The sequence below is a fragment of the Paenibacillus sp. 2RAB27 genome (assembly GCF_052115445.1).
In the GTDB taxonomy this organism is placed as follows: Bacteria; Bacillota; Bacilli; order Paenibacillales; family NBRC-103111; genus Paenibacillus_E.
The window spans coordinates 71,695-92,629 of sequence record NZ_JBFRGR010000021.1 but is presented as its reverse complement, the minus strand read 5'-3'; the positions used below and the strand labels follow the sequence as shown (position 1 = coordinate 92,629).

Here is a 20,935-nt window from a genome sequence, read left to right as displayed (position 1 = left end):
CATGAAGAAGAAAATTTCTACGGTTTTACTTGCAAGTTTTATGCTTTTGACGGCATGTTCAAGTAATTCGTCAGACACATCATCAACGACTACTCCTAGTGGCGGTGCAGCGAGCACTAGTAAAGAAATTACAGTTTGGGCATGGGATAAGAACTTTAATATTGCAGCAATGAACCTTGCGAAAGACGCTTATGTGAAGGATCATCCTGATGTGAAAATCAACGTTGTTGAATATGCGCAAGATGACATTATTCAAAAGATGAACACTGGTTTGAACTCCGGTTCAAAGTCAGGCCTGCCGAATGTGGTATTGATTGAAGATTATCGTGCGCAAAGCTTTTTGAAAACATATCCAGATGCATTTGCTGATATGTCCGCATCCATTAAAGCTTCGGATTTCGCTGAATACAAGTTAGGTCCAACAAGCTTGAACGGTAAACAATACGGTGTACCATTTGACTCTGGCGTAACAGGTCTTTATGTTCGCAGAGACTACTTGGAACAAGCAGGCTACAAGGTTGATGATTTGAAAAATATCGACTGGCAGAAATTCATTGAAGTCGGTAAAGCTGTTAAAGCCAAAACCGGTAAAGATTTACTGACACAGGATCCCAATGATCTTGGCTTAATCCGTATGATGATTCAATCTGCAGGCGCTTGGTATCTGAAAAGTGACGGCACTACGCCGGATCTGAAAGACAACGCTGTGTTAAAGGAAGCATTCGAGACGTACAAAGAAATCATGAATGCGAACATTGTTAAAATCAATTCGGATTGGAACTCCTTCCTAGCTGGTTTCAATAGCGGTGCTGTTGCTTCTGTTCCGACAGGTAACTGGATTACGCCGTCGATTAAATCACAAGCTGATCAATCAGGCAAATGGGCAGTTGTTCCCTTTCCTAAGTTGAAAAACACAGCTAGTTCCGTTAACGCATCTAACCTTGGAGGAAGCTCCTGGTATGTATTAAACAGCACAGGTAAAGATACGGCTGCTGATTTCCTTGGGAAAACACTCGGTTCCGATGTGAATTTGTATCAAAAATTAGTAACAGACGTAGGGGTTGTTGGTACTTATAAACCTGCTGCACAAGGTGAAGCTTATACGAAAGCCGACGATTTCTTCGGAGGTCAGAAGGTAATTTCTGATTTCGCAACATGGACGGCGCAAATTCCTAAAGTCAACTATGGTCTGCATACGTATGCGATTGAAGATATTCTCAAAGTTGAGATGCAAAACTACCTGAAGGGCAAAGACATCGCGAAAGTATTCAGTGATGCTCAGTCCCAAGCAGAATCCCAACTTAAGTAAGTTTCTCTTCCCATTAACCTATGGAACGCTGACCTCTGAATTGCGAAATATGCAAAGCAGGGGACAGCGTTTCGATTTTTCATCGTAAATAATGGAAGGATTTGAATTTAATGAACTACTCGATGCGTAGCCGTGCAAAGCTTACGGGATGGCTGTTTATCGCTATTGCCGTATTGATGATTTGTTTGTTTTACTTTTATCCAATGATTCAAGCACTGCTGCTTTCCTTTAAAACAGGCGCGGGTGCCAATCTACATTTCAATGGGATAAGCAACTATAAACGGCTTTTTAGTGATAAGACATTCATCACTGCCGTTAAGAATACGTTTATCTATTTGATTATTCAGGTGCCGGTCATGATCATTCTGTCGATGATGATTTCCGTCTTGTTGAATGATAGCAAGCTTCGTTTCAAAGGCTTCTTCCGTACAGCAATTTTCTTGCCCTGCGTGACTTCACTTGTAGCTTACTCCGTTGTTTTCAAGTACTTGTTTGGCAATGATGGTTTGATTAATATGGCTTTAATTAAGATTCACTTGATTTCACAGCCCATCGCATGGATTTCTGATCCTTTCTGGGCGAAAATTACGATTATCCTTGCCATTACATGGCGCTGGACAGGATATAATATGATTTTTTTCCTTTCCTCTTTACAAAACATTGATAGCTCTATTTATGAAGCAGCCCGTATTGACGGAGCCTCTGCGTTCAAACAGTTTTTCTTTATTACGTTCCCAATGCTGAAACCTATTGTTCTCTTCACGTCCATTACCTCGACGATTGGTACGCTGCAATTGTTCGATGAGATTATGAATATTACGAAGGGTGGACCAGGTAATTCTACCCTCTCCATATCGCAGTACATCTACAATCTTTCCTTTAAATACACACCTGATTTTGGCTATGCAGCAACAGTTTCCTACTCGGTTGTAGTCATGATCATTGTGTTATCTGTCCTTCAAATCAAATTGGCAGGTGATAAAAAATGATAGGTTTAAGACGTACAATCATCTATGTCTTCCTTTTTGCCGTGGCGATTATCTCCATTTTTCCATTCCTATGGATGGTCATAAGTTCCACGAATCTGTCTGTGGACGTTACACAGGGCAGAATGTTACCAGGATCGCATTTTATGGATAACTTCCATAAATTAACAGAATCGATTAATCTCGTTCCTGCACTTTGGAATTCCTTGCGGATCTCGTTGTCTACAACGATCTTAGCCTTAGTCGTTGCTTCGCTGGCAGGCTATGCCTTCGAAATCTATCGGAGCAAAGCCAAGGATATCGTGTTCAATATACTGCTTGTCTCCATGATGATTCCGTTCGCGGCGTTGATGGTTCCGCTTTACCAAATGTTTTCGAGCCTATCGCGTGCGGTTCCATTTATCGGGATTAACACGATGAACGCGGTTGTCCTACCGACATTTACGACAGCGTTTCTCATCTTCTTCTTCCGCCAAAGCACAAAAATGTTTGCGAAGGAGCTGCTAGAAGCGGGGCGTATTGATGGATTGACCGAATTAGGATTGTTTTTCCGCGTGTATATGCCGACTATGAAAACAACGTATTCAGCAGCCGCTATCATTACCTTTATGTCAAGTTGGAATAATTACTTGTGGCCGCTTATTGTCTTGCAAACACCGGAGAAACGAACAATTCCTTTGTTAATTTCGAATTTGGGTTCTAGTTATTCACCGGATTTTGGGGTGATCATGACCGCTATTGTGATCTCAACACTGCCGACTGCGCTTGTCTTTTTCTTGATGCAGAAACAATTTGTCGCGGGTATGGTTGGTTCTGTGAAATAGTACGTAATTAGAGACCCTTTTTGGGTCTTATTTTTTGGGAGGCGTAGAAAAATGAAACATTCGGTACCAAGCCTTGATTGGCTTCAAGATGTACGTGTATTCAAAGTGAACCGCGTGGATGCCCATTCGGATCATCGTTATTATCATTCGATGGCGTCTGCGGAGGCAGGCGCACCGATGGACATGCGGCATAGTTTGAACGGGCGTTGGCAGTTTAGTTACGCGGTTAACCCCGCTAGCCGCGTGCAGTCTTTTTATCAAATGGATTATAACTGCGCGGCTTGGGAGCATATCCAAGTGCCTGGTCATATCCAGCTTCAAGGCTGGGGTCAGCCACAATATGTCAACACGATGTATCCGTGGGATGGCGTAGAAGCGCTTCGTCCTCCTCACATTTCACAAGAGCATAACCCAGTTGGCAGTTATGTGAAAAATTTTGAATTGCCTGAAACGATGATTGGCAAACCTGTCTATATTTCGTTTCAAGGCGTTGAATCAGCCTTCTACGTTTGGCTTAACGGCGAATTTATCGGTTACAGCGAAGATAGCTTTACGCCAGCCGAGTTTGACTTAACGCCACATATTCGTGAAGGTGAAAATAAACTCGCTGTAGAGGTCTACCAACGAAGCACAGGAAGCTGGCTGGAAGATCAGGATTTCTGGCGGATGTCGGGGATTTTCCGCGATGTGTATTTGTACACCGTACCTAAAGTCCACGTTTGGGATATGCGTGTAAAGGCAGATTTGGATGATGCGTATGAGCAAGGGCTGCTTGAGATTGAGCTCAAGCTTCGCAATGAACATACGGAAACTGTCCGCGCTAAGCTTGAGCTAAAGGATGCTGAAGGGCAAATTTGCCTCACCGAAGAAGGCGAGTTCCGCGAAGGCAACCTTATCTTCAACCTTTCTGCAGGTACTGTTCAACCTTGGAGTGCGGAAAGCCCTTATTTATATGCCGCGTGCATCTCGATTTACGATGAGAGCGGAAATTTAATTGAAGCTATCGTTCAGAAGACAGGGTTCCGTCGTTTTGAAATGAAAGACAAGCTGATGTGCATCAATGGGAAACGGATCGTTTTCAAAGGTGTCAATCGACATGAGTTCAACAGCCGCAGCGGACGTGCGATTACGAAGCAGGATATGCTGTGGGATATTCAAACGCTTAAGCGCAGTAACATTAATGCGGTCCGCACATCTCACTATCCGAACCAGACGCTTTGGTATGAGCTTTGTGATGAGTACGGGGTCTATGTCATTGATGAGATGAATTTAGAGACGCATGGCTCATGGCAGAAAATGGGTGCAGTTGAACCTTCCTGGAATATTCCAGGTAACGATATGGAGTGGCAAGACATCGTCATGGATCGTGCGATATCGATGGTGGAGCGGGATAAGAATCATCCATCGATTCTCATTTGGTCTTGCGGTAACGAATCCTATGCAGGTCAAGTTATTCTTAATGTGTCCAACTACTTCCGTGAAACGGATCCTACACGACTTGTTCACTACGAAGGTGTTTTCTACGATCGCAATTATGATGCGACCAGCGACATGGAAAGCCGGATGTATGCGAAGCCAGCGGATATTGAAGCGTATCTCAATAGCCAGCCGAGCAAACCGTACCTTAGCTGCGAATATATGCACGCGATGGGGAATTCCGTCGGAGGTCTTCATAAATACACGGAGCTTGAGAACAAATATCCGATGTACCAAGGCGGTTTTATTTGGGATTATATCGATCAGGCGATTGTGAAAAAAGACCGAAACGGCCGTGAGTTTCTGGCGTACGGCGGTGATTTCAAAGATCGTCCAACTGACTATAGCTTCTGCGGTAATGGTCTCGTCTTTGCTGATCGTCAAATCACGCCTAAAATGCAGGAAGTTAAATTCCTTTATCAGAATATCAAGCTGGAGCCAACCAGAACTCATATTAACATCGTGAATGAAAATTTATTTGCGAACACAGATGATCTGGTGTTAGTGTACCGCCTTTTCCATGAGGGGAAAGAAATTGGCGCTGGGCAAGCGAACATCGAAGTCGAAGCGCAGAGTGAATTCAGTCTGCCAATTGAATTACCGGATGTAGAAGGAACACCAGGTGAGTACTGCATTCAGGCTTCTTTAGTTCTAAGAGAAGCTACACTATGGGCTGATGCTGGATTTGAAACGACGTTTGGTCAAACGACGTTTGTGGTTGGGGCAAGCCGTCAGAATGAGCAGCCATCAGGTGAAGTTGTCGTCGTTGAGGGCGATGTGAACATGAGCGTGACAGGGAAAGGCTTCACGGCCATTTTCTCGAAGCAGGTAGGATCGCTCGTTTCGTTGAAATACGAAGGTCGCGAAATGATCGCGACACCGCCTTCTCCTTTATTTTGGCGGGCAACCACGGATAATGACAAAGGAACCGCAATGAGCTTTACGGCCGGAGCCTGGTATGCCGCTAGTCTGGCGCGCAAATGCGTCAATTGGGAATTGCGTCAAGAACAAGGTTCAGCAACCGTTGTTTTTGATTACAAATTCAGCATCAACGCTGAAGTGACCGTTCGCATCGCGTACACCGTATTAGCGAATGGAACGATTCGCGTGAATACGCAGTACAAGGGTGCCGCGGGTCTGCCGAATTTGCCGATACTCGCTGTATCGTTCAAGATGTCTGCGGATTATAATCAATCCGAATGGTATGCGATGGGACCTGAAGAAAACTATATCGACCGCAATTTCGGTGCTCGATTGGGCGTATTTAGCCGTCCGGTGAATCAATTGCCTACTCCTTATCTGGTTCCACAGGAATCAGGCAACCGCACTGGTGTCCGCCGTGTGAATGTGACGGATGTGGCTGGTATCGGTCTGTCGATTCAGTCAGATCCACTAGCGCCAGTTGAGTGCAACTTGTCTCCGTATACGGCATTTGAACTCGAGCATGCGGACCATGCTTTTGAGCTGCCGGAGGTTCATTATACCGTTGTGACCGTTGCAGGCAAACAAATGGGTGTTGGCGGCGATGACAGCTGGGGTGCACCAGTCCATGAGGAATATCAGATTCCAGCGGATCAAGAGATGGAGTTTGAGTTCTTCTTGTCTAGTCATAACAGATCTTTACAAGGGTAAAGGAATACGATTGAGTAAGCGAAGGGCTGCCGTTAGGCAGCCTCTTTTGTGTGTCTAAATGTAATTGTTATCAGCGTGGATTAGGGCGTGAGGCGTTGCTCCTGGCGCTGGTGCAGGCACAAATACCTGCACTAGCCATAGGGCATCCTGGTCAAGCGAATAACTGGATTTTCTGTAGCTAATTCAAGCGAAATCACGGAATTTCGTAAACTAACTGGATTTCCTCCCGTTATTTCAGGCCAATTTCGCCAAACGGGACTTTTCGAGCAAGATTAGATGTAGAAAATCCAGTTAAACTCTCCGCAGGCTAGAATTACCCGGAATTAAATGTAGGAAATCCAGTTAATCCCCCAAAGCTATCTAGCCTGGAACGCAGAAGCAGTAGATGTTTTTTCTTAAATTGGCAACGCATTGACGATGTGACGGGGGATGCATTGCCAGTTCTTGGGAGCGACGTGTACAATACACGTAGAGCCTAATTCGATTTCGCCAGAGGTGAACGGACCATGTACACAATCATCATGATCGATGATGAGGATGAAGTCAGAGAAGGCATCAAGAAGAAGACGAACTGGGAAGCCTGCGGCTTCCAGCTGGTTGGTGATTACGATAACGGCCGTGACGCCTATGAGGCGGTTGAGCGGCTGCAGCCAGATGTCGTCATCACCGACATTAATATGCCGTTCATGGATGGACTTCAGCTTACGGAGCGGATTGTCGCCAAGTACCGTACAATTAAAGTCGTCATTGTAACCGGTTACGAGGATTTTGACTATGCGAAGCAAGCCATTAAGCTGAAGGTCAAAGACTATTTACTGAAGCCGATCAATAGTGCAGAATTCACGGAATTCCTGCAGAAGCTATGTCTCGAGCTGGATGAAGAGCGCAAGCAGCGCGAGGACATCACGTTCCTTCGCCACCAATTCCAAGAGAGCATGCCTTTGCTGCGCGAGCGGTTTCTGGAGCGGTTGGTAACGTCAGGCATGCGGAAAGACGAGATCGAGCGGAAGCTGCCGATGTTTGGTCTGCACTTAGAGGGGGCGGGACATACTGTCCTAGCACTCGACATAGATGATTTTGGGAGGGAGCTATACAGCGACCAAGTAGCGGAAGAGGAGCTGCTGCGATTTGCAGCTTATAATATTTTGCATGAAATCGTGGAGAAGGAGCATGGAGGTACGGTTTTTCGGACCCGTGATGATAAGCTTGTCGGACTCGTTTCGGGCAACGAGGATCAGGTGGAAGTCATCTGTCAGACGCTTGCGGAGCAAGCCAGATACAGTATTGAGAAATATTTGGGCATGACTGTCACGGTAGGCATTAGCCGCATGTACAAGGGATTGCAGGAACTGCCGAAGGCTTTTCAAGAAGCGCTTGCGGCCTTGGATTACCGCTTTATGTTAGGGAATAATCGCATCATCGCTATTGGAGATATGGAGTTCGGGAGCAGCCAAGATAACTCGAGCTATTTACGTACAGAGAAGAGATTGATCGCAGCGATCAAAACAGGTGAAAAGACGGCCATCACGAACACCCTGTACGAGTGGATCGACGATTTGAAGAAGTCAGCGTGTCCGATGGAATCTTGCTACGGCAAGCTGCACAAACTGCTCGTTGCCCTGATGAATGCTGGGGTGGAAACAGGGCTGGATGAAGGAGTCGTGCTAGGCGATCATTCGTTCATGGAACTTTATACACGCAAAACATTGGATGATGTGCGACTATGGCTGGAGGCCATTTGTTTAACCTTCGTAGATCGGCTTGCAGAGAAGCGTACCCATGTGTCGGGGGCACAGTTGGAGTCGGCTGTGGCCTATATCCATGAGCATTATGCTGATGAGCAGCTTTCGCTGCAGCAGGTGTGCAATCATATCTATATGAGCATGAGCTACTTCAGCGCCTTATTTAAGCCGTATACGGGTGAGACTTTCATTGAGTATGTGACCCGATACCGGTTGGATAAAGCCAAAGAAATGCTAGCCACCACGCAACTCAAAACCTATGAGCTTGCAGCGAAGGTAGGTTATGGCGATCCGCAGTATTTTAGTGTTATTTTCAAAAGACATACGGGTATGACCCCGAAGGAGTTCAGAGCCGTCAACAAGGCTGGGCTGAGCTTATGAGAAGTGTGCTTCGTTCTTTTCAATTCAAAAGCATACATACGAAGTTCGCGTTGGCTTTCTCCTGTTTAATTTTATGTACAACCGTCATTCTTAGCTATAGCGCCTATCGGCTCTCGACCGTCGCTGTAACAGATGCCTCGCTGACGTATACGAATCAACTAATCGAGCAAGTGAATAAGAACATCCAGACTTACATTGGTAATATGGAGAGCATTTCTACTCTTTCTTTAAGCAACACGGATCTGAAGCAATATCTCTCTTCGAAAAATCCGCAGGATACGGAAGCGCAGCAGTTGAAGCGGCAGATCAGCAGTTATTTCAGCACAATCGTTGCATCACGAAATGATATCGCTTCCATTGTGTTCATCGGTTCGAATGGTGCTGTTGTATCGGATCGGGTGTCACCCGAATTTAAGCCTTATGCCGAGTTGATTTCACAGGAATGGTACACCAAAGCGAGCAGGAGCAAGGGGGATATCGTCATTTCCTCGTCGCATGTGCAGCATGTGTATCAAAATGAATATAAATGGGTCGTTTCGATCTCGAAGCAGATGCCAAGTCCGGGGCCAGGCGGTGCAAGCGGGGTGCTGCTCGTTGACCTGAATTTTAACCTCATTAATGATTTGTGCAATCAAATTCAGTTGGGCCAGCGGGGGTACGTATTCATTCTCGATCAGAGCGGCGATCTCATTTATCATCCTCAGCAGCAGCTGCTGTATTCGGGCTTGAAGTCCGAGGATATCCGTGCCTTGATGCAGGCCAAGGATAGTACGTTCGAGACGGCGGCGACGGATGAAAATAAGATCTATACCGTACGTACAACGAGCTTTGGCTGGAAAATGATTGGCGTCACCTATGCTGGTGATCTCAGCGGGAACAAAAAAGAGATGCAGCTGACATCCGCGATGTGGGGCGGGATTGCGCTTATTATTGCGCTGGCGATTTCGATTTGGCTGTCGATCACGTTGACCAAACCGATTAAACAGCTCGAAGTGCACATGAAGCAAGTGGAGAAGGGGAATTTCGATATCCGTGTCGATGTGGAAGGCGCGAACGAGATTAGCAAGCTGTCGCGGACGTTCAATCTGATGATTAGCAAAATCAAAGAGTTGATGAGCCAGACGGTACTGGATCAGGAGGTCAAACGGATTAGCGAGCTGAAGGCCTTGCAGGCGCAGATTCAGCCTCATTTTCTATATAATACACTCGATTCGATTATTTGGATGGCAGAGATGGGGAAAGTCGATGATGTTGTGACGATGACTTCGGCCTTGTCCAAGCTGCTTCGTTCGAGCATTAGCAAAGGGGAGGAACTCGTTCCTATCCGTGTGGAATTGGCTCATATTGAGAACTATTTAACGATACAAAATATCCGTTACCGCAATAAATTTACGTACGATATCGAGGTGGAAGCGGAACTATTGGAGAATCGAAGTTTGAAAATCGTGCTGCAGCCGCTCGTGGAAAATGCGATCTATCATGGCATGAAGCATTTGGCAGAAAGCGGACATATTCGGATTACCGGGCGGAAGCGGGACGGCGTCATCGAGCTGAAGGTCATGGATAACGGCGTAGGAATGAGCGAGGATCAGTTGAACGCATTAAGACTGAAGACAACACATCAATCGCAATCAGGCAAAGGGTTCGGTTTGCTTAATGTGAATCACCGGATTCAACTATACTTTGGCGAGCTGTACGGATTGCAATTCGAAAGCGAACTCGAAGAGGGTACGACAGTCACGATTACGTTTCCTGAAATGCCGCCGATTCTGGGTCAAAGTGAAGGTTAGAAGTGAGGTGTTCTTTTGAAAATTAGAGTGAGTGCTGTTGTGATTACGCTTGCTGCTGCTGTTATTCTGATCACGGGATATCTGATCTACGCTAACGATTTCGGTGCCAAGAATAATGCCATTATTGTGATCCCCAAGACGATTGATCCCCATGTGGAATTCTGGCAGGTATTGACTCAAGGCGTATTCGCAGCCGCGAAAGAGTATAATGCAGAGATTAAGATCTTGGGAACCGCATCGGAATCACAAATTGAGGAACAGATTAAGCTTGTAGAACAAGCGATAGCGGAGAAGCCGAAGGCGATCATCCTGGCGGCGACGGATTACAATCGGTTAGTTCCTGTTGCGCAGCGAGCAATAGATGCAGGCATTACGCTGATCACGGTCGATTCGGGTCTTGCGGGCGGCGTTTCGGAGAGCTTTATTGCAACGGATAATTACGCGGCAGGACGCAAAGCTGTGGAAACGATGAAGGGCTATGTGCAGGGGCCAGCAACCTATGCCATTGTTAGCTTTGTGAAAACATCGACCACCCAGATGGATCGCGAAAACGGGGTGCGGGATAGCTTGAACAGTGATGCTTCCGTTAAGCTGCTAGATTCGTTGTATAGTAACGGATCTGAAGACAAGGCGTATGAGCAAACGAAGGAACTTCTCAGGGAGCACTCGGAAATCAAAGGCATTTTTGGTTTGAATGAGGTTTCGACTATTGGCGCCGGGAGGGCACTGAAGGAGATGGACCTTGGGCGAACGATTAAACTTGTCGGCTTCGACAGCTCCATGAATGAAATATCGTTCCTTGAGGCAGGGATTTTGCAAGGGACGGTTGTGCAGAAGCCTTTTAACATGGGATACCTCGCTGTCAAAACCGCACTCCAGGCTCATCGTGGGGAAACGGTTAAACGGGTGGTGGATACGGGCTCTGAGGTTATCACCAAGGATAACATGTATACGAATGAGAATCAGAAGTTGTTGTTTCCTTTTGTCGGGAAATAGGATAGGAAGAAAGAACCCTGGGAATGCGCATCAGTAATTTCGTGGGATTTAGACAAACGTTCACGCTCTTCTGCAAAATTTCCCAGGAAATAGTAAGCGTTTTGTCGAAAGTTAAGCGCATTAATGATACATGGAAAGGGAAAATGGAGGTCACCTATGCCTGAAGTGGTACAAATCGGACCGCTGCAATTGCAGGGGCAGTTAGTCGCGTTGTTGTTGGCTTGTGTGCTCGGGTTTTGGCTGATGCGACGTGTAGTACGGCAATGGAATCGGGTAGAGTTGGAAGTGCCTGATACGCATCGGGCAGTCGCAAAAGGGTTGGATGATCTGATTTTGAATAGTGTCTTGATCGTGTTTTTTACATGGCGCTTGGGTAGTCTGTTGACGCAGCCATCCCTGCTATGGGAGAGCCCAATGAAGCTGCTTATGACAGCAGGCTCTAAAATGGAGATCGTAGTAGGCATCGTATTAGCGTATATCTACCTAACATATCAGGTGCGTAAACATGGCATTGTTTGGCGAGTTTTACTGGATATGCTCGCGATCGGTGCGGCGTCAGCCATGTTCCTCTATGCGGCTTTGACGCCTTCTTTCGGACTTCCAACTCTGTTGCCATGGGGGATTGGTGTGGAAGGTACGGTGTCGAGATTTCATCCCCATCATGCGTACCTGGCGATCTTATTAGTGCCGTTACTGGTGTGGCAGCAGCTGTGGACTACTCGTTCGACAACGGTTCTAGGAACAGGCAAGCTGCTGAAGATCACCTTGTTCTATGGTGGTGCAGCGGGGATGATCGCGAGCTATTTCGCATTGGCGGAGCCAACCGCGGTGTATCTCACCCCTGTGCAGTTGTTGAATTTACTCATGCTGATTATTGGAATGAACCTCCCTATTTTGTCACATACTACGGGCAGAAGGGAGCTGATGGATATGAGTCAGAATGATTCCAAAACGCAAATCCAGCAAGAACAGCAAAACCAAGAACGCGATAAAAAACCTGCAAGTAAAGAGGGCTATGATAAAAAATTGGACGGCCCCAACCGCCCATCCACATGAGTCAAGATCAGAAGAAACCAGCCGCCTCTTCGAAGGACCAGAGTGAGCTAGATCCTTTTGAGATTGATTTTCTGCCGCAGTTTGAGCAAGGGCGAGGCCCGCGTGCGCCATTCGTGAACGAGTATGGAGTGACCATCGGCGATCATGATTATGAATCCGACAACTCCCCTCTGGAGCAATGGACATCGGATACGAACCCCGAAGTCATGGCAGGCGACCAGTGGGTGCATCCCTTCAAGGATGTTGGATTCCAAAGCGCAGAGAATCGCGAACTATTTGAAGAAGGCATCAAGCCGCAAAGTGGTATTTTTACCCATGCGGATAAGAATGTGGCCTCTGTGACGGCCGAAGCTACGACCAGTAAAAAGAATGATAAAGCGGAAGCCTAACAGCTTTCGCTTTATTTCTATGTCACGAAGCTGGGACATTGGACTTTGCTTTCACCGCTAACGGATGTATAATATAAGTTGTAGTCATTACGTTTTAAGAGTAACTATTAAATCCTAAGGGGTGGCACATATGGCAATGTCTTTTGATTCATACATGAAAGATATGGTTAAACCGATGAGAGAAGATTTGACTCGTCTGGGTATTACGGAGCTTCTGACTCCTGAGCAAGTTGAAGAAGCAATTGAGAAATCCAAGGATGGCACGATGCTGCTTGTCGTGAACTCCGTTTGTGGCTGTGCAGCTGGTCAATGTCGTCCAGGTGTTGCAAAAGCTCTTCAAAACGAAACTGTACCAACGTACACGTACACCGTGTTCGCAGGTCAAGAGAAGGATGCTACGGCCAAAGCGCGTGAATTCTTGGCGCCATACCCGCCATCATCCCCATCCATCGCATTATTCAAGAATGGTGAGCTAGCTCACTTCATTCAACGTCACCAAATCGAAGATCGTTCCGCAGATATGATCGCTGGCGATTTGATTGGTGCTTTTGAACAATATTGCAAATAATATTGTAGGCGTATAGGCCCTACCTGCCAATGAGCAGGTGGGGTTTTTTATTTGTCATTCCGGATCCCTCCGTGTATCCGCTTTTAAACTAGCTATCTCTGAACTGCCTTACTGTTTCTGGAGGAATAACTGTAAAAAGTACAGCTAATTTTTGCGTTTTCATCTACATATGGAATTTAAATGGAAAATATACAGGTGATTTCGATTGAATGATCTTTTTTAGCTGAAATGGCTGGAATTAGCTGTAGAGAATCCATTTATTCGCTGAAAATGCGCGATTGGCGTGAAATTAGATGTAGGAAATCCAGTTAATCTCCTGTTCTTCCGATTACACTTTGAAATTTAAGAGCCGAAAGTCTATACTAGATCTCAAAGAAGGCATCATTCCAAAATTTAGATAAAAGGTGGAGAGTTGCATGAGTTTACAAGCTGAAATTATCGCAAAGCTCGGCGTTAAACCTGAAATTGATATTGATGAAGAGATTCGCAAACGCGTGGATTTCCTAAAAAATTACGTGCTTGGCGCGCACGCGAACGGCCTGCTGATCGCGATCAGCGGCGGTATCGACAGCGCGGTAGCAGCAGGATTGTGTAAGCAAGCTACGGACGAGCTCACAGCAGAAAAAGGCAAAGAATACAAAACCGTCGGCGTGTTTCAGCCTTATGGCCAACAAGTCGATATCGAAGATAGCTACGCGGTGGCGAAAGCCTTCGATTTGAAATACCAAATCGAAAATAACATCGAAGAGTCCGTCGACGAGATTGCCATCGAAGTCGAATACGGACTCAAGCATATCGGCGTTCACCAGCATGTGAGCCGCGGCGGCAAAGGCAACATCAAGGCGCGGACGCGCATGGTGATGCAGTATGCCTTGGCTTTTGAGCTGGGCTTGATCGTCGTGGGCACGGATCATGCCTCCGAAGCGGTCACCGGCTTCTATACGAAGTATGGCGACGGCGCAGTCGACATTACACCGCTGAGCACGCTGAACAAGCGCCAAGTGCGCTCGCTCGCTGCGAAGATCGGCGTGCCGCAAAGCGTGCTAGACAAAGCTCCTACAGCGGGCCTTTGGGACGGCCAAACCGACGAGGACGAGCTAGGCATCACCTACGGTGATAACAGCGACTATCTCGAAGGCAAGCAAATTGATCCAGCGATTCAAGAAAAGCTGGAGAAGCAATATGTGAAAACCGAACACAAGCGTGTTCCGATTCCAGGCATTTAGGTGTTAGGGTACAGAGACTATCCATGTTGAAAATGGATAGTCTTTTTTACATATAAAAATATGTATGTTTAGGGTTTGGGGTAAGCGAAGCTTTCCCCTTATTTCATGTATAATCACGCTTCACTTTATCAGATTTCGGTTTTCCATAAAATACAGTTACTCTAGTGTTTGGTCCACGGCTGCCTGCATCCCTGCACGAGAGACGAGCGCCAACGTGGCTGCCGTATACAAAAAGGGGCCTCCTTCTCAAGTACAGTCCCTTTTTTGTATTTATCCATAAACGCTCCGTCCTTGAAGGACGGCGGCGGCGTTTTTCTCATTCTCGAACTACGCAGCTTGACAACATTGGATTACAACTGTAATATTCAAGTTGTATTACAGTTGTAATCCAACTGAAAGGAGGAAACGATATGAAGACAGTCCCTCATATAACAGATGCCGAATGGGAAGTTATGAAGGTACTCTGGAACGAATCACCACGCACAGCCAATGAAGTTATTGATGCTATGCAGGAGCGGACAGAGTGGAAGCCCAAGACGATCCGAACCCTATTGAACAGACTAGCGCAGAAGCAGGCGATCTCGTTTACGCAAGAAAACAGGGTGTATGCTTATTTCCCTTTGGTCTCTGAGGGCGAGTGTGTAAAGTCGGAGACGCAATCTTTTCTGAAAAGAATGTATGGCGGGGCTTTTAAGCCGATGCTTGTTAATTTTTTGAAAGAGGAGCAGTTATCGGAGGAAGACATCAAAGAGTTAAGAGATATGCTAGACGGTAAAAACAAATGACAAGGTTCCACTTCTAGGAAAGAAGGGAGGGGTGAAGGTGAACCCAATGAGTGAACTTCTTACAGGATTTTTTGATTGGATCCTATCGGTATCGATCATGGCAACCATTACAGTTGTGTTCATCATGCTGATTCAGCGCATCCTGCATAAGCGGATCAAACCTAGATGGCACTATCTCATGTGGTTGTTGGTGCTCGTAAGACTGCTCCTGCCTTGGCACTTGGAGAGCAATTTAAGCATTTATAATTGGTTATCCTACCCTGATACTATTCACGAAATCTATCCAGCAGATGAGATAAGGACACATGAGGAATTGGCAATAGGTGATTCGTTACAGAATATTTTGTATAAGTGTGCGATGTATGTATGGATGCTTGGAATCGTGCTATTTGCGATATATACCTTCGTGATCAACCGTAAATTTGCGCTGAAAATAACGAAAGAAACGAGACCGATCACAGACATAGGCATATTACAGTTATTCACTCAGAGCCGACAGCTCATGTCGATACATAAACCGGTCACATTAGTGGTATCTGACAAATTGTCGATGCCGACGTTATTTGGCTTCAGAAATCCTTGTTTAGTCATACCGCAGTCGGTTGTTAACAGTTTAAACCAGGAGCAATTACGGCATGTTTTTCTACATGAACTGGCACATTGCAAACGAAATGATATTGGCGTTAATTGGCTGATGCAATTTCTGTTGATTATTCATTGGTTCAACCCTGTCCTTTGGTATGCGCATCAACGGATGCGTGATGACCAGGAGATTGCAAGCGATGCTTTAGCCCTTTCTTATATAGAGCCAGCACGAAGAGATGAATACGGATATACACTCATTCAATTGTTGGAAAGCTATGTGCGTCCCGTAAGCGTGCCAGGCAATGTTTATTTATCTGGAAACAAGTCACAGTTAAAGAGGAGAATTATGATGATTAAACAGTTTCAATTTAATTCCTACCGGTGGTCGTTCCTTGGTTTGGCTGCCATTCTCATCATTAGTGGTTGCTCGTTGACGAATGCGAGTGCAGATAAGAAATCAGCAACGGAATCGAATCCGCCGATTGTTGATCAGAAGACAACAGATACAACTGCGCTAACAACCGGGACGGATAAGAATACCTCAGTTGATACCGCAGGTGAAACCAAGACTACCGACGTAGTGACACCAACTACTCCAAATATTCCAACTGCTCCGAAAGTGGAGTCAAGTCCAGCACCTGCACCAGCCCAGGTAACGGAAGGGTCAAGATCAGGACCAGCACCAGTAGCTGCACCAGCCCAAGAGGTAAGAAAGCCCGAATCAGCAACTGCACCAGTAGCTGTACCAGAAGTAAGAAAGCCAGGAGCAGTGCCATCAGCAGCCCCAACAGTGAGGGAGCCCGAATCAGCACCAGCGGCATCTCAAGAAGTGATGAAGCCAAGAGCAGCCCCAACAGCAGTCCCAGCAGTGAGGGAGTTACCGTCAGCGCCGTCAGTTGTACCAGCAAGTAAGTAAACCCAATCGAAGAAGACCTGAGGCCAAAGATGCCTTGGGTCTTTTTTATTATCAAATAAATGTAAAAAATACAGCTAATAGTGCCGTATTATCTAAGATTTAGCGAATAAATGTAAAAAATACAGCTAATATCAGGGAGATTGGGCGTTTGGTGGACTTTGGTTGAAATTAACTGTAGGAAATCCATCTAATGCTCCCAAATGGGGATAATCAGCAAAATTAGCTACATGAAATCCATTAATTTGTTTAGTGCGGCGTAGAATAGGCTGGATAGTTGAGGCGGTTTTTGGAGTTGAGGGAGGTTAAGAAGTAGAAGGAGGAGTAGAAGGAAGATTAGGATTAGCTTACCACCACTTATCCAAAAAATAGTAACCATAGCTGAAATTTGAAGCCTTACATCATCGGAATAGAAGACCTATAATGAGTAATGTGAAAGTGCTTACATAAAGAAGACACAGGAGGTGCAGCCAGAAATGAAGACGGAGACGGACATCGCCACTCCGAATCACAAGTCAGTCCCATTCCGCAAATCTGCCTCAAGGCTGCTCCGCATCGCATATGCACAGCGATATTTGCAGGTCATGGCGCTGCTGGGCGTCGCGTGGATGATCATTTTTCACTATGTCCCCATGTATGGGATCATCATTGCCTTCAAGGATTTCAATATTGTGAAACCCATATCAGCAGCACCCTGGGCGGGGCTTGAGCACTTCAAGGCTTTTCTGGATGATGATAATTTGGCCAGTGTCATTAAAAATACCGTCGGGATGAGTGTACTCAAGCTCGTCATTGGCTTTCCGCTTCCCATTGTGTTCGCGTTGTTCCTGAATGAACTTCGTTCCATACGATTCAAGAAGCTGGTTCAAACCATATCCTATTTACCGCACTTCTTATCTTGGGTTATTCTCGGGGGCATCCTAGCCACATGGTTAGCAGACGTTGGACTTATAAATAAGCTCCTCCTGGCACTCCATATCATCCAAGAGCCCATCAGCTATTTGGCAGAGCCTTCATATTTCTGGGGTATTATCGTCACCTCCGATATCTGGAAGGAGCTTGGCTGGTCGGCGATTATCTACCTTGCTGCAATGTCCGGCGTATCCCCTGAGATGTATGAGGCGGCAACGATCGATGGGGCAGGACGCTTTCAGAAAATGTTCTATGTAACCCTTCCCTCGATTAAAGGGACGATCACGATCCTGTTCATTCTGTCGGTGAGCGGCATTCTGAACTCCAATTTTGACCAAATTCTCGTTCTCAAAAACCAACTAAACGCCAGCGCCAGCAACGTGATTGATGTATATGTGTATGAGGTAGGTCTGCGTCAAAGCCGCTTTTCCTATGCAACAGCAGTCGGTTTAATCAAGTCGCTCATCTCACTCATTTTGCTGCTTTCGGCGAATTTCATTACCAAACGTCTTAATAATACATCCTTATTTTAAAAACATAACGCTTCTACGCAAGGAGGTGAGCCAACGATGCTTTCCCTGAATCGCAGAACCCACAAAGAGGCAGCATTCGATTATTTCAATTTTATCTTTATGCTAGTCATTTGCTTTGTAACCATCTACCCGATTTGGTATGTGCTCGTCAATTCCTTCAATGAAGGGAATGACGCCATGCGAGGGGGAATCTACTGGTGGCCACGGGTGTTCAGCATCGACAGCTATAAAGCTGTTTTTGCGAATAATGGCATCATGCTGGCGATGGGAGTAACCGTAGCGAAAACACTAATAGGTACTGTGGTTCATGTACTTTTTACAGCAATGGTTGCCTACGCCTTTTCCCGCAAAGAGTTAATAGGTCGCAACGTTTACATGCTAATCGGTACGGTAACCTTATTTTTCAGCGGAGGCTTAATTCCGTATTACTTGCTAATCCGAGATTTAGGGATGCTCGATAGCTTTCTGGTGTATATCATTCCGGCGATGTTCAGCTTTTTCGATCTTATTATCTTTTTATCCTTCTTCCGAGAAATTCCGGACGCGCTAGAGGAAGCCGCCAAAATTGATGGTGCGAACGATTTCAAAATCTTTTATCAAATTATCCTGCCGGTCTCTATGCCTGTAGTCGCTACGATTGCCCTCTTTCATGGGGTCTACCAATGGAATGATTACTTTACGGGGATGATCTACATAAATAAAAGCGATCTTCAACCGATTCAGACGTATCTCTACCGTGTTGTTGCGCAGTCCAGCTCCAATCAAATGATGGCAGCAACGACGGGCAGTGTAGCGAAAACGGTATCGTCTCAGTCAATCAAACTTGCAACGATGGTTGTGACCACATTGCCCATTGTGCTGGTTTATCCATTCTTACAGAAGTATTTTGTAAAAGGTTTTATGATCGGCTCGATTAAAGGTTAATCATGTTAATCTTCATGCAACGCTGGTGGCCAGCTCTGTTAATCGAACAGAGATTACACATAATGAATCCGAAAAGGGGAAACGCCAATGAGGAAACCACGCAAAACGCTAACGACCTTGCTTGCATTATTTACAGCTTTTTCAATAACTGCCTGTACCACAGATAAAGAGACTAACACCAGTACGGCCAGTCCCGAGGCGACCAAAGCTGCAGAAACCGCTGCACCACAGTCCGCTGCGCCTGTAGCGAATGCGAATGATCCAGGCTGGAAATCCGATACGAAGCCGATTACGTTCGATTGGTACCTTAATTTCTCTTGGTTTCCGAATAAATGGGGCGTTGATGCTACTTCGCAGTACATAACCAAGAAAACCGGTGTGAATATCAACTTTATCGTCCCTGCGGGCAATGAGAACGAGAAGCTGAATACGATGATTGCTTCTGGGAAGCTGCCTGATTTTATCACATTGGGCTGGTATGAAGATGCTGTGAAGAAAATGATCGAAGGCAATATGGTCCTTCCGCTGAATGAGCTTGCCAAACAGTATGATCCATATTTCATTAAGGTAGCTGACCCGGCCAAGACATCGTGGTACACACAGAAGGACGGCAATTTCTACGGTTATCCGAACGCTTCCTCTTCCTCCGAGGACTACAAGAAATACGGGCAAAACTTCGTGTCTAATCAAACGTTCCTGGTTCGCAAAGACATGTATGAAGCGATCGGTAAGCCAGATATGAGAACACAAGAAGGGTTCTTGAACGCGCTTAAGGCGGCGAAAGAGAAGTTCCCTGACGTGAACGGTCAGCCGCTGATTCCGCTAGGTTTGCATGAGTTCGGGGACCTCGGAAATAGTTCACTTCTGGATGCTGGTCAAAATGGTTCCATGCTGCAGAATTTCTTAGCAATTCCGTATGAAAAAGATAACAAGCTCTACGATCGTTCCACAGATCCAGAGTTTGTAAGCTGGCTCAAAACGTTCCGTAAAGCCAATGAAATGGGCTTGCTGGCCAAAGATATTTTTATCGATAAGCGCCCTCAAATGGAAGAAAAGATTGCGCAAGGCCGTTATTTTGCCATGTTGTATCAACGTTCTGACTTAGCGAACCAAAATATCTCCCTATACCAAAAAGATCCGAACAAAGTGTATATTGCTGTAGATGGCCCAGCGAATGCTGCAAAAAGCGCACCAACCCTAGCAGGACCTGGTATCTCTGGTTGGACAGTGACCTTGATTTCCAAAGATGTGAAGGACAAAGCTAGGGCAATTAAATTCTTGAGCTACCTCATTAGTGAGGAAGGCAACAAGGATCTGTACCTGGGTGAGAAAGGCGTCAGCTATGACACTATCAATGGCAAGGATCAATTTAAGCCGGAAGTGCTGGATCTGATGAATAAAGACCGGGCTGCTTTTGATAAAAAATACGGCTCGTCCTACACCTTCTGGATGCTCATGGATACAAACATGAACTTGCAATGGGCGCCGCCTAGCGTGGAACCAATTAAACAACCTGAAGAGTGGACGAAAGGCAAGTCGAAGAGCTTCTCTCAGTACGATAACATTGTGCCAACAGGGACATCCGAAGAGGGGATTGCCAATACGAAAATCGCCCAGGCATGGGGCAAAACGCTTCCGAAACTGCTACTAGCTAAGACGGATGCTGAATTCGATCAGTTATTTGATAAATACCAAAAGGATCGAAAAGCAGCTGGATTAGATAAGGTGCAGGCCTACCAACAGAAAGAATTTGAATCGAATACGAAGAAAATTGCCGCATCTGCGAAGTAATCTTATAAGATGACCTGAGAGCCCGAATCTATCGGGTTTTCGGTTTTTTCGCTGCAAATAGTTCCCGCATGCTGCAAGATTTATATTAAAATAAGAGAACTACCGAATAGAAAGACG

The 20,935-nt window shown here is 45.9% G+C and carries 16 protein-coding genes; all 16 read left to right on the top strand.

The genetic code is table 11. The annotated features are described in order from the left end of the window. Position 1: 1 nt before the first annotated feature. The 16 genes from AB4114_RS24495 to AB4114_RS24420 all read left to right on the top strand — a co-directional run bounded on the left by AB4114_RS24495 (position 2) and on the right by AB4114_RS24420 (position 20,818). Positions 2 to 1,309, top strand: a complete 1,308-nt coding sequence (locus AB4114_RS24495) for an ABC transporter substrate-binding protein (protein WP_441990796.1) — start codon at positions 2 to 4, stop codon at positions 1,307 to 1,309. A gap of 110 nt (positions 1,310 to 1,419) precedes the next feature. Continuing rightward, complete coding sequence (locus AB4114_RS24490) at positions 1,420 to 2,298, top strand: carbohydrate ABC transporter permease (RefSeq protein ID WP_028553433.1); 879 nt, start codon at positions 1,420 to 1,422, stop codon at positions 2,296 to 2,298. Next, complete coding sequence (locus AB4114_RS24485; protein ID WP_441990795.1) at positions 2,295 to 3,119, top strand: carbohydrate ABC transporter permease; 825 nt, start codon at positions 2,295 to 2,297, stop codon at positions 3,117 to 3,119. Before AB4114_RS24490 ends, AB4114_RS24485 begins: the two co-directional genes overlap by 4 nt. Before the next feature lie 51 nt (positions 3,120 to 3,170). Next, complete coding sequence (locus AB4114_RS24480; protein ID WP_441990794.1) at positions 3,171 to 6,227, top strand: glycoside hydrolase family 2 TIM barrel-domain containing protein; 3,057 nt, start codon at positions 3,171 to 3,173, stop codon at positions 6,225 to 6,227. 506 nt (positions 6,228 to 6,733) lie between these two features. After that, a complete protein-coding gene (locus tag AB4114_RS24475; RefSeq protein ID WP_441990793.1) occupies positions 6,734 to 8,350 on the top strand; it encodes a response regulator in 1,617 nt (538 codons plus the stop codon). Continuing rightward, complete coding sequence (locus tag AB4114_RS24470) at positions 8,347 to 10,140, top strand: cache domain-containing sensor histidine kinase (protein ID WP_441990792.1); 1,794 nt, start codon at positions 8,347 to 8,349, stop codon at positions 10,138 to 10,140. The genes AB4114_RS24475 and AB4114_RS24470 overlap by 4 nt, the downstream gene beginning before the upstream one ends. Before the next feature lie 15 nt (positions 10,141 to 10,155). After that, positions 10,156 to 11,136 (top strand): substrate-binding domain-containing protein, encoded by a 981-nt coding sequence (locus AB4114_RS24465; RefSeq protein WP_441990791.1) that lies wholly within the window; start codon positions 10,156 to 10,158, stop codon positions 11,134 to 11,136. Between the two features lie 156 nt (positions 11,137 to 11,292). Then, on the top strand, positions 11,293 to 12,192 hold the full coding sequence (locus AB4114_RS24460) for a hypothetical protein (protein WP_441990790.1): 900 nt from the start codon (positions 11,293 to 11,295) through the stop codon (positions 12,190 to 12,192). After that, positions 12,189 to 12,581, top strand: a complete 393-nt coding sequence (locus AB4114_RS24455) for a DUF3905 domain-containing protein (protein WP_441990789.1) — start codon at positions 12,189 to 12,191, stop codon at positions 12,579 to 12,581. The genes AB4114_RS24460 and AB4114_RS24455 overlap by 4 nt, the downstream gene beginning before the upstream one ends. A 130-nt stretch (positions 12,582 to 12,711) precedes the next feature. Then, positions 12,712 to 13,149: a BrxA/BrxB family bacilliredoxin gene (locus tag AB4114_RS24450; RefSeq protein WP_068665909.1), complete on the top strand. Its 438-nt coding sequence runs from the start codon at positions 12,712 to 12,714 to the stop codon at positions 13,147 to 13,149. Between the two features lie 416 nt (positions 13,150 to 13,565). Further along, on the top strand, positions 13,566 to 14,375 hold the full coding sequence (gene nadE / locus AB4114_RS24445) for an ammonia-dependent NAD(+) synthetase (protein ID WP_056617478.1): 810 nt from the start codon (positions 13,566 to 13,568) through the stop codon (positions 14,373 to 14,375). A 410-nt stretch (positions 14,376 to 14,785) separates the two neighbouring features. Beyond that, on the top strand, positions 14,786 to 15,160 hold the full coding sequence (gene blaI, locus AB4114_RS24440) for a penicillinase repressor BlaI (protein ID WP_441990788.1): 375 nt from the start codon (positions 14,786 to 14,788) through the stop codon (positions 15,158 to 15,160). Positions 15,161 to 15,206: 46 nt separating this feature from the next. Beyond that, positions 15,207 to 16,661, top strand: a complete 1,455-nt coding sequence (locus AB4114_RS24435; RefSeq protein ID WP_441990824.1) for a M56 family metallopeptidase — start codon at positions 15,207 to 15,209, stop codon at positions 16,659 to 16,661. Positions 16,662 to 17,134: 473 nt separating this feature from the next. Further along, positions 17,135 to 18,103: an ABC transporter permease gene (locus AB4114_RS24430; RefSeq protein WP_441990787.1), complete on the top strand. Its 969-nt coding sequence runs from the start codon at positions 17,135 to 17,137 to the stop codon at positions 18,101 to 18,103. Between the two features lie 36 nt (positions 18,104 to 18,139). After that, on the top strand, positions 18,140 to 19,027 hold the full coding sequence (locus AB4114_RS24425; RefSeq protein WP_441990786.1) for a carbohydrate ABC transporter permease: 888 nt from the start codon (positions 18,140 to 18,142) through the stop codon (positions 19,025 to 19,027). An 87-nt stretch (positions 19,028 to 19,114) separates the two neighbouring features. Then, entirely contained in the window at positions 19,115 to 20,818 is a 1,704-nt protein-coding gene (locus AB4114_RS24420; protein WP_441990785.1) for an extracellular solute-binding protein, read from the top strand. Positions 20,819 to 20,935: the final 117 nt, after the last annotated feature.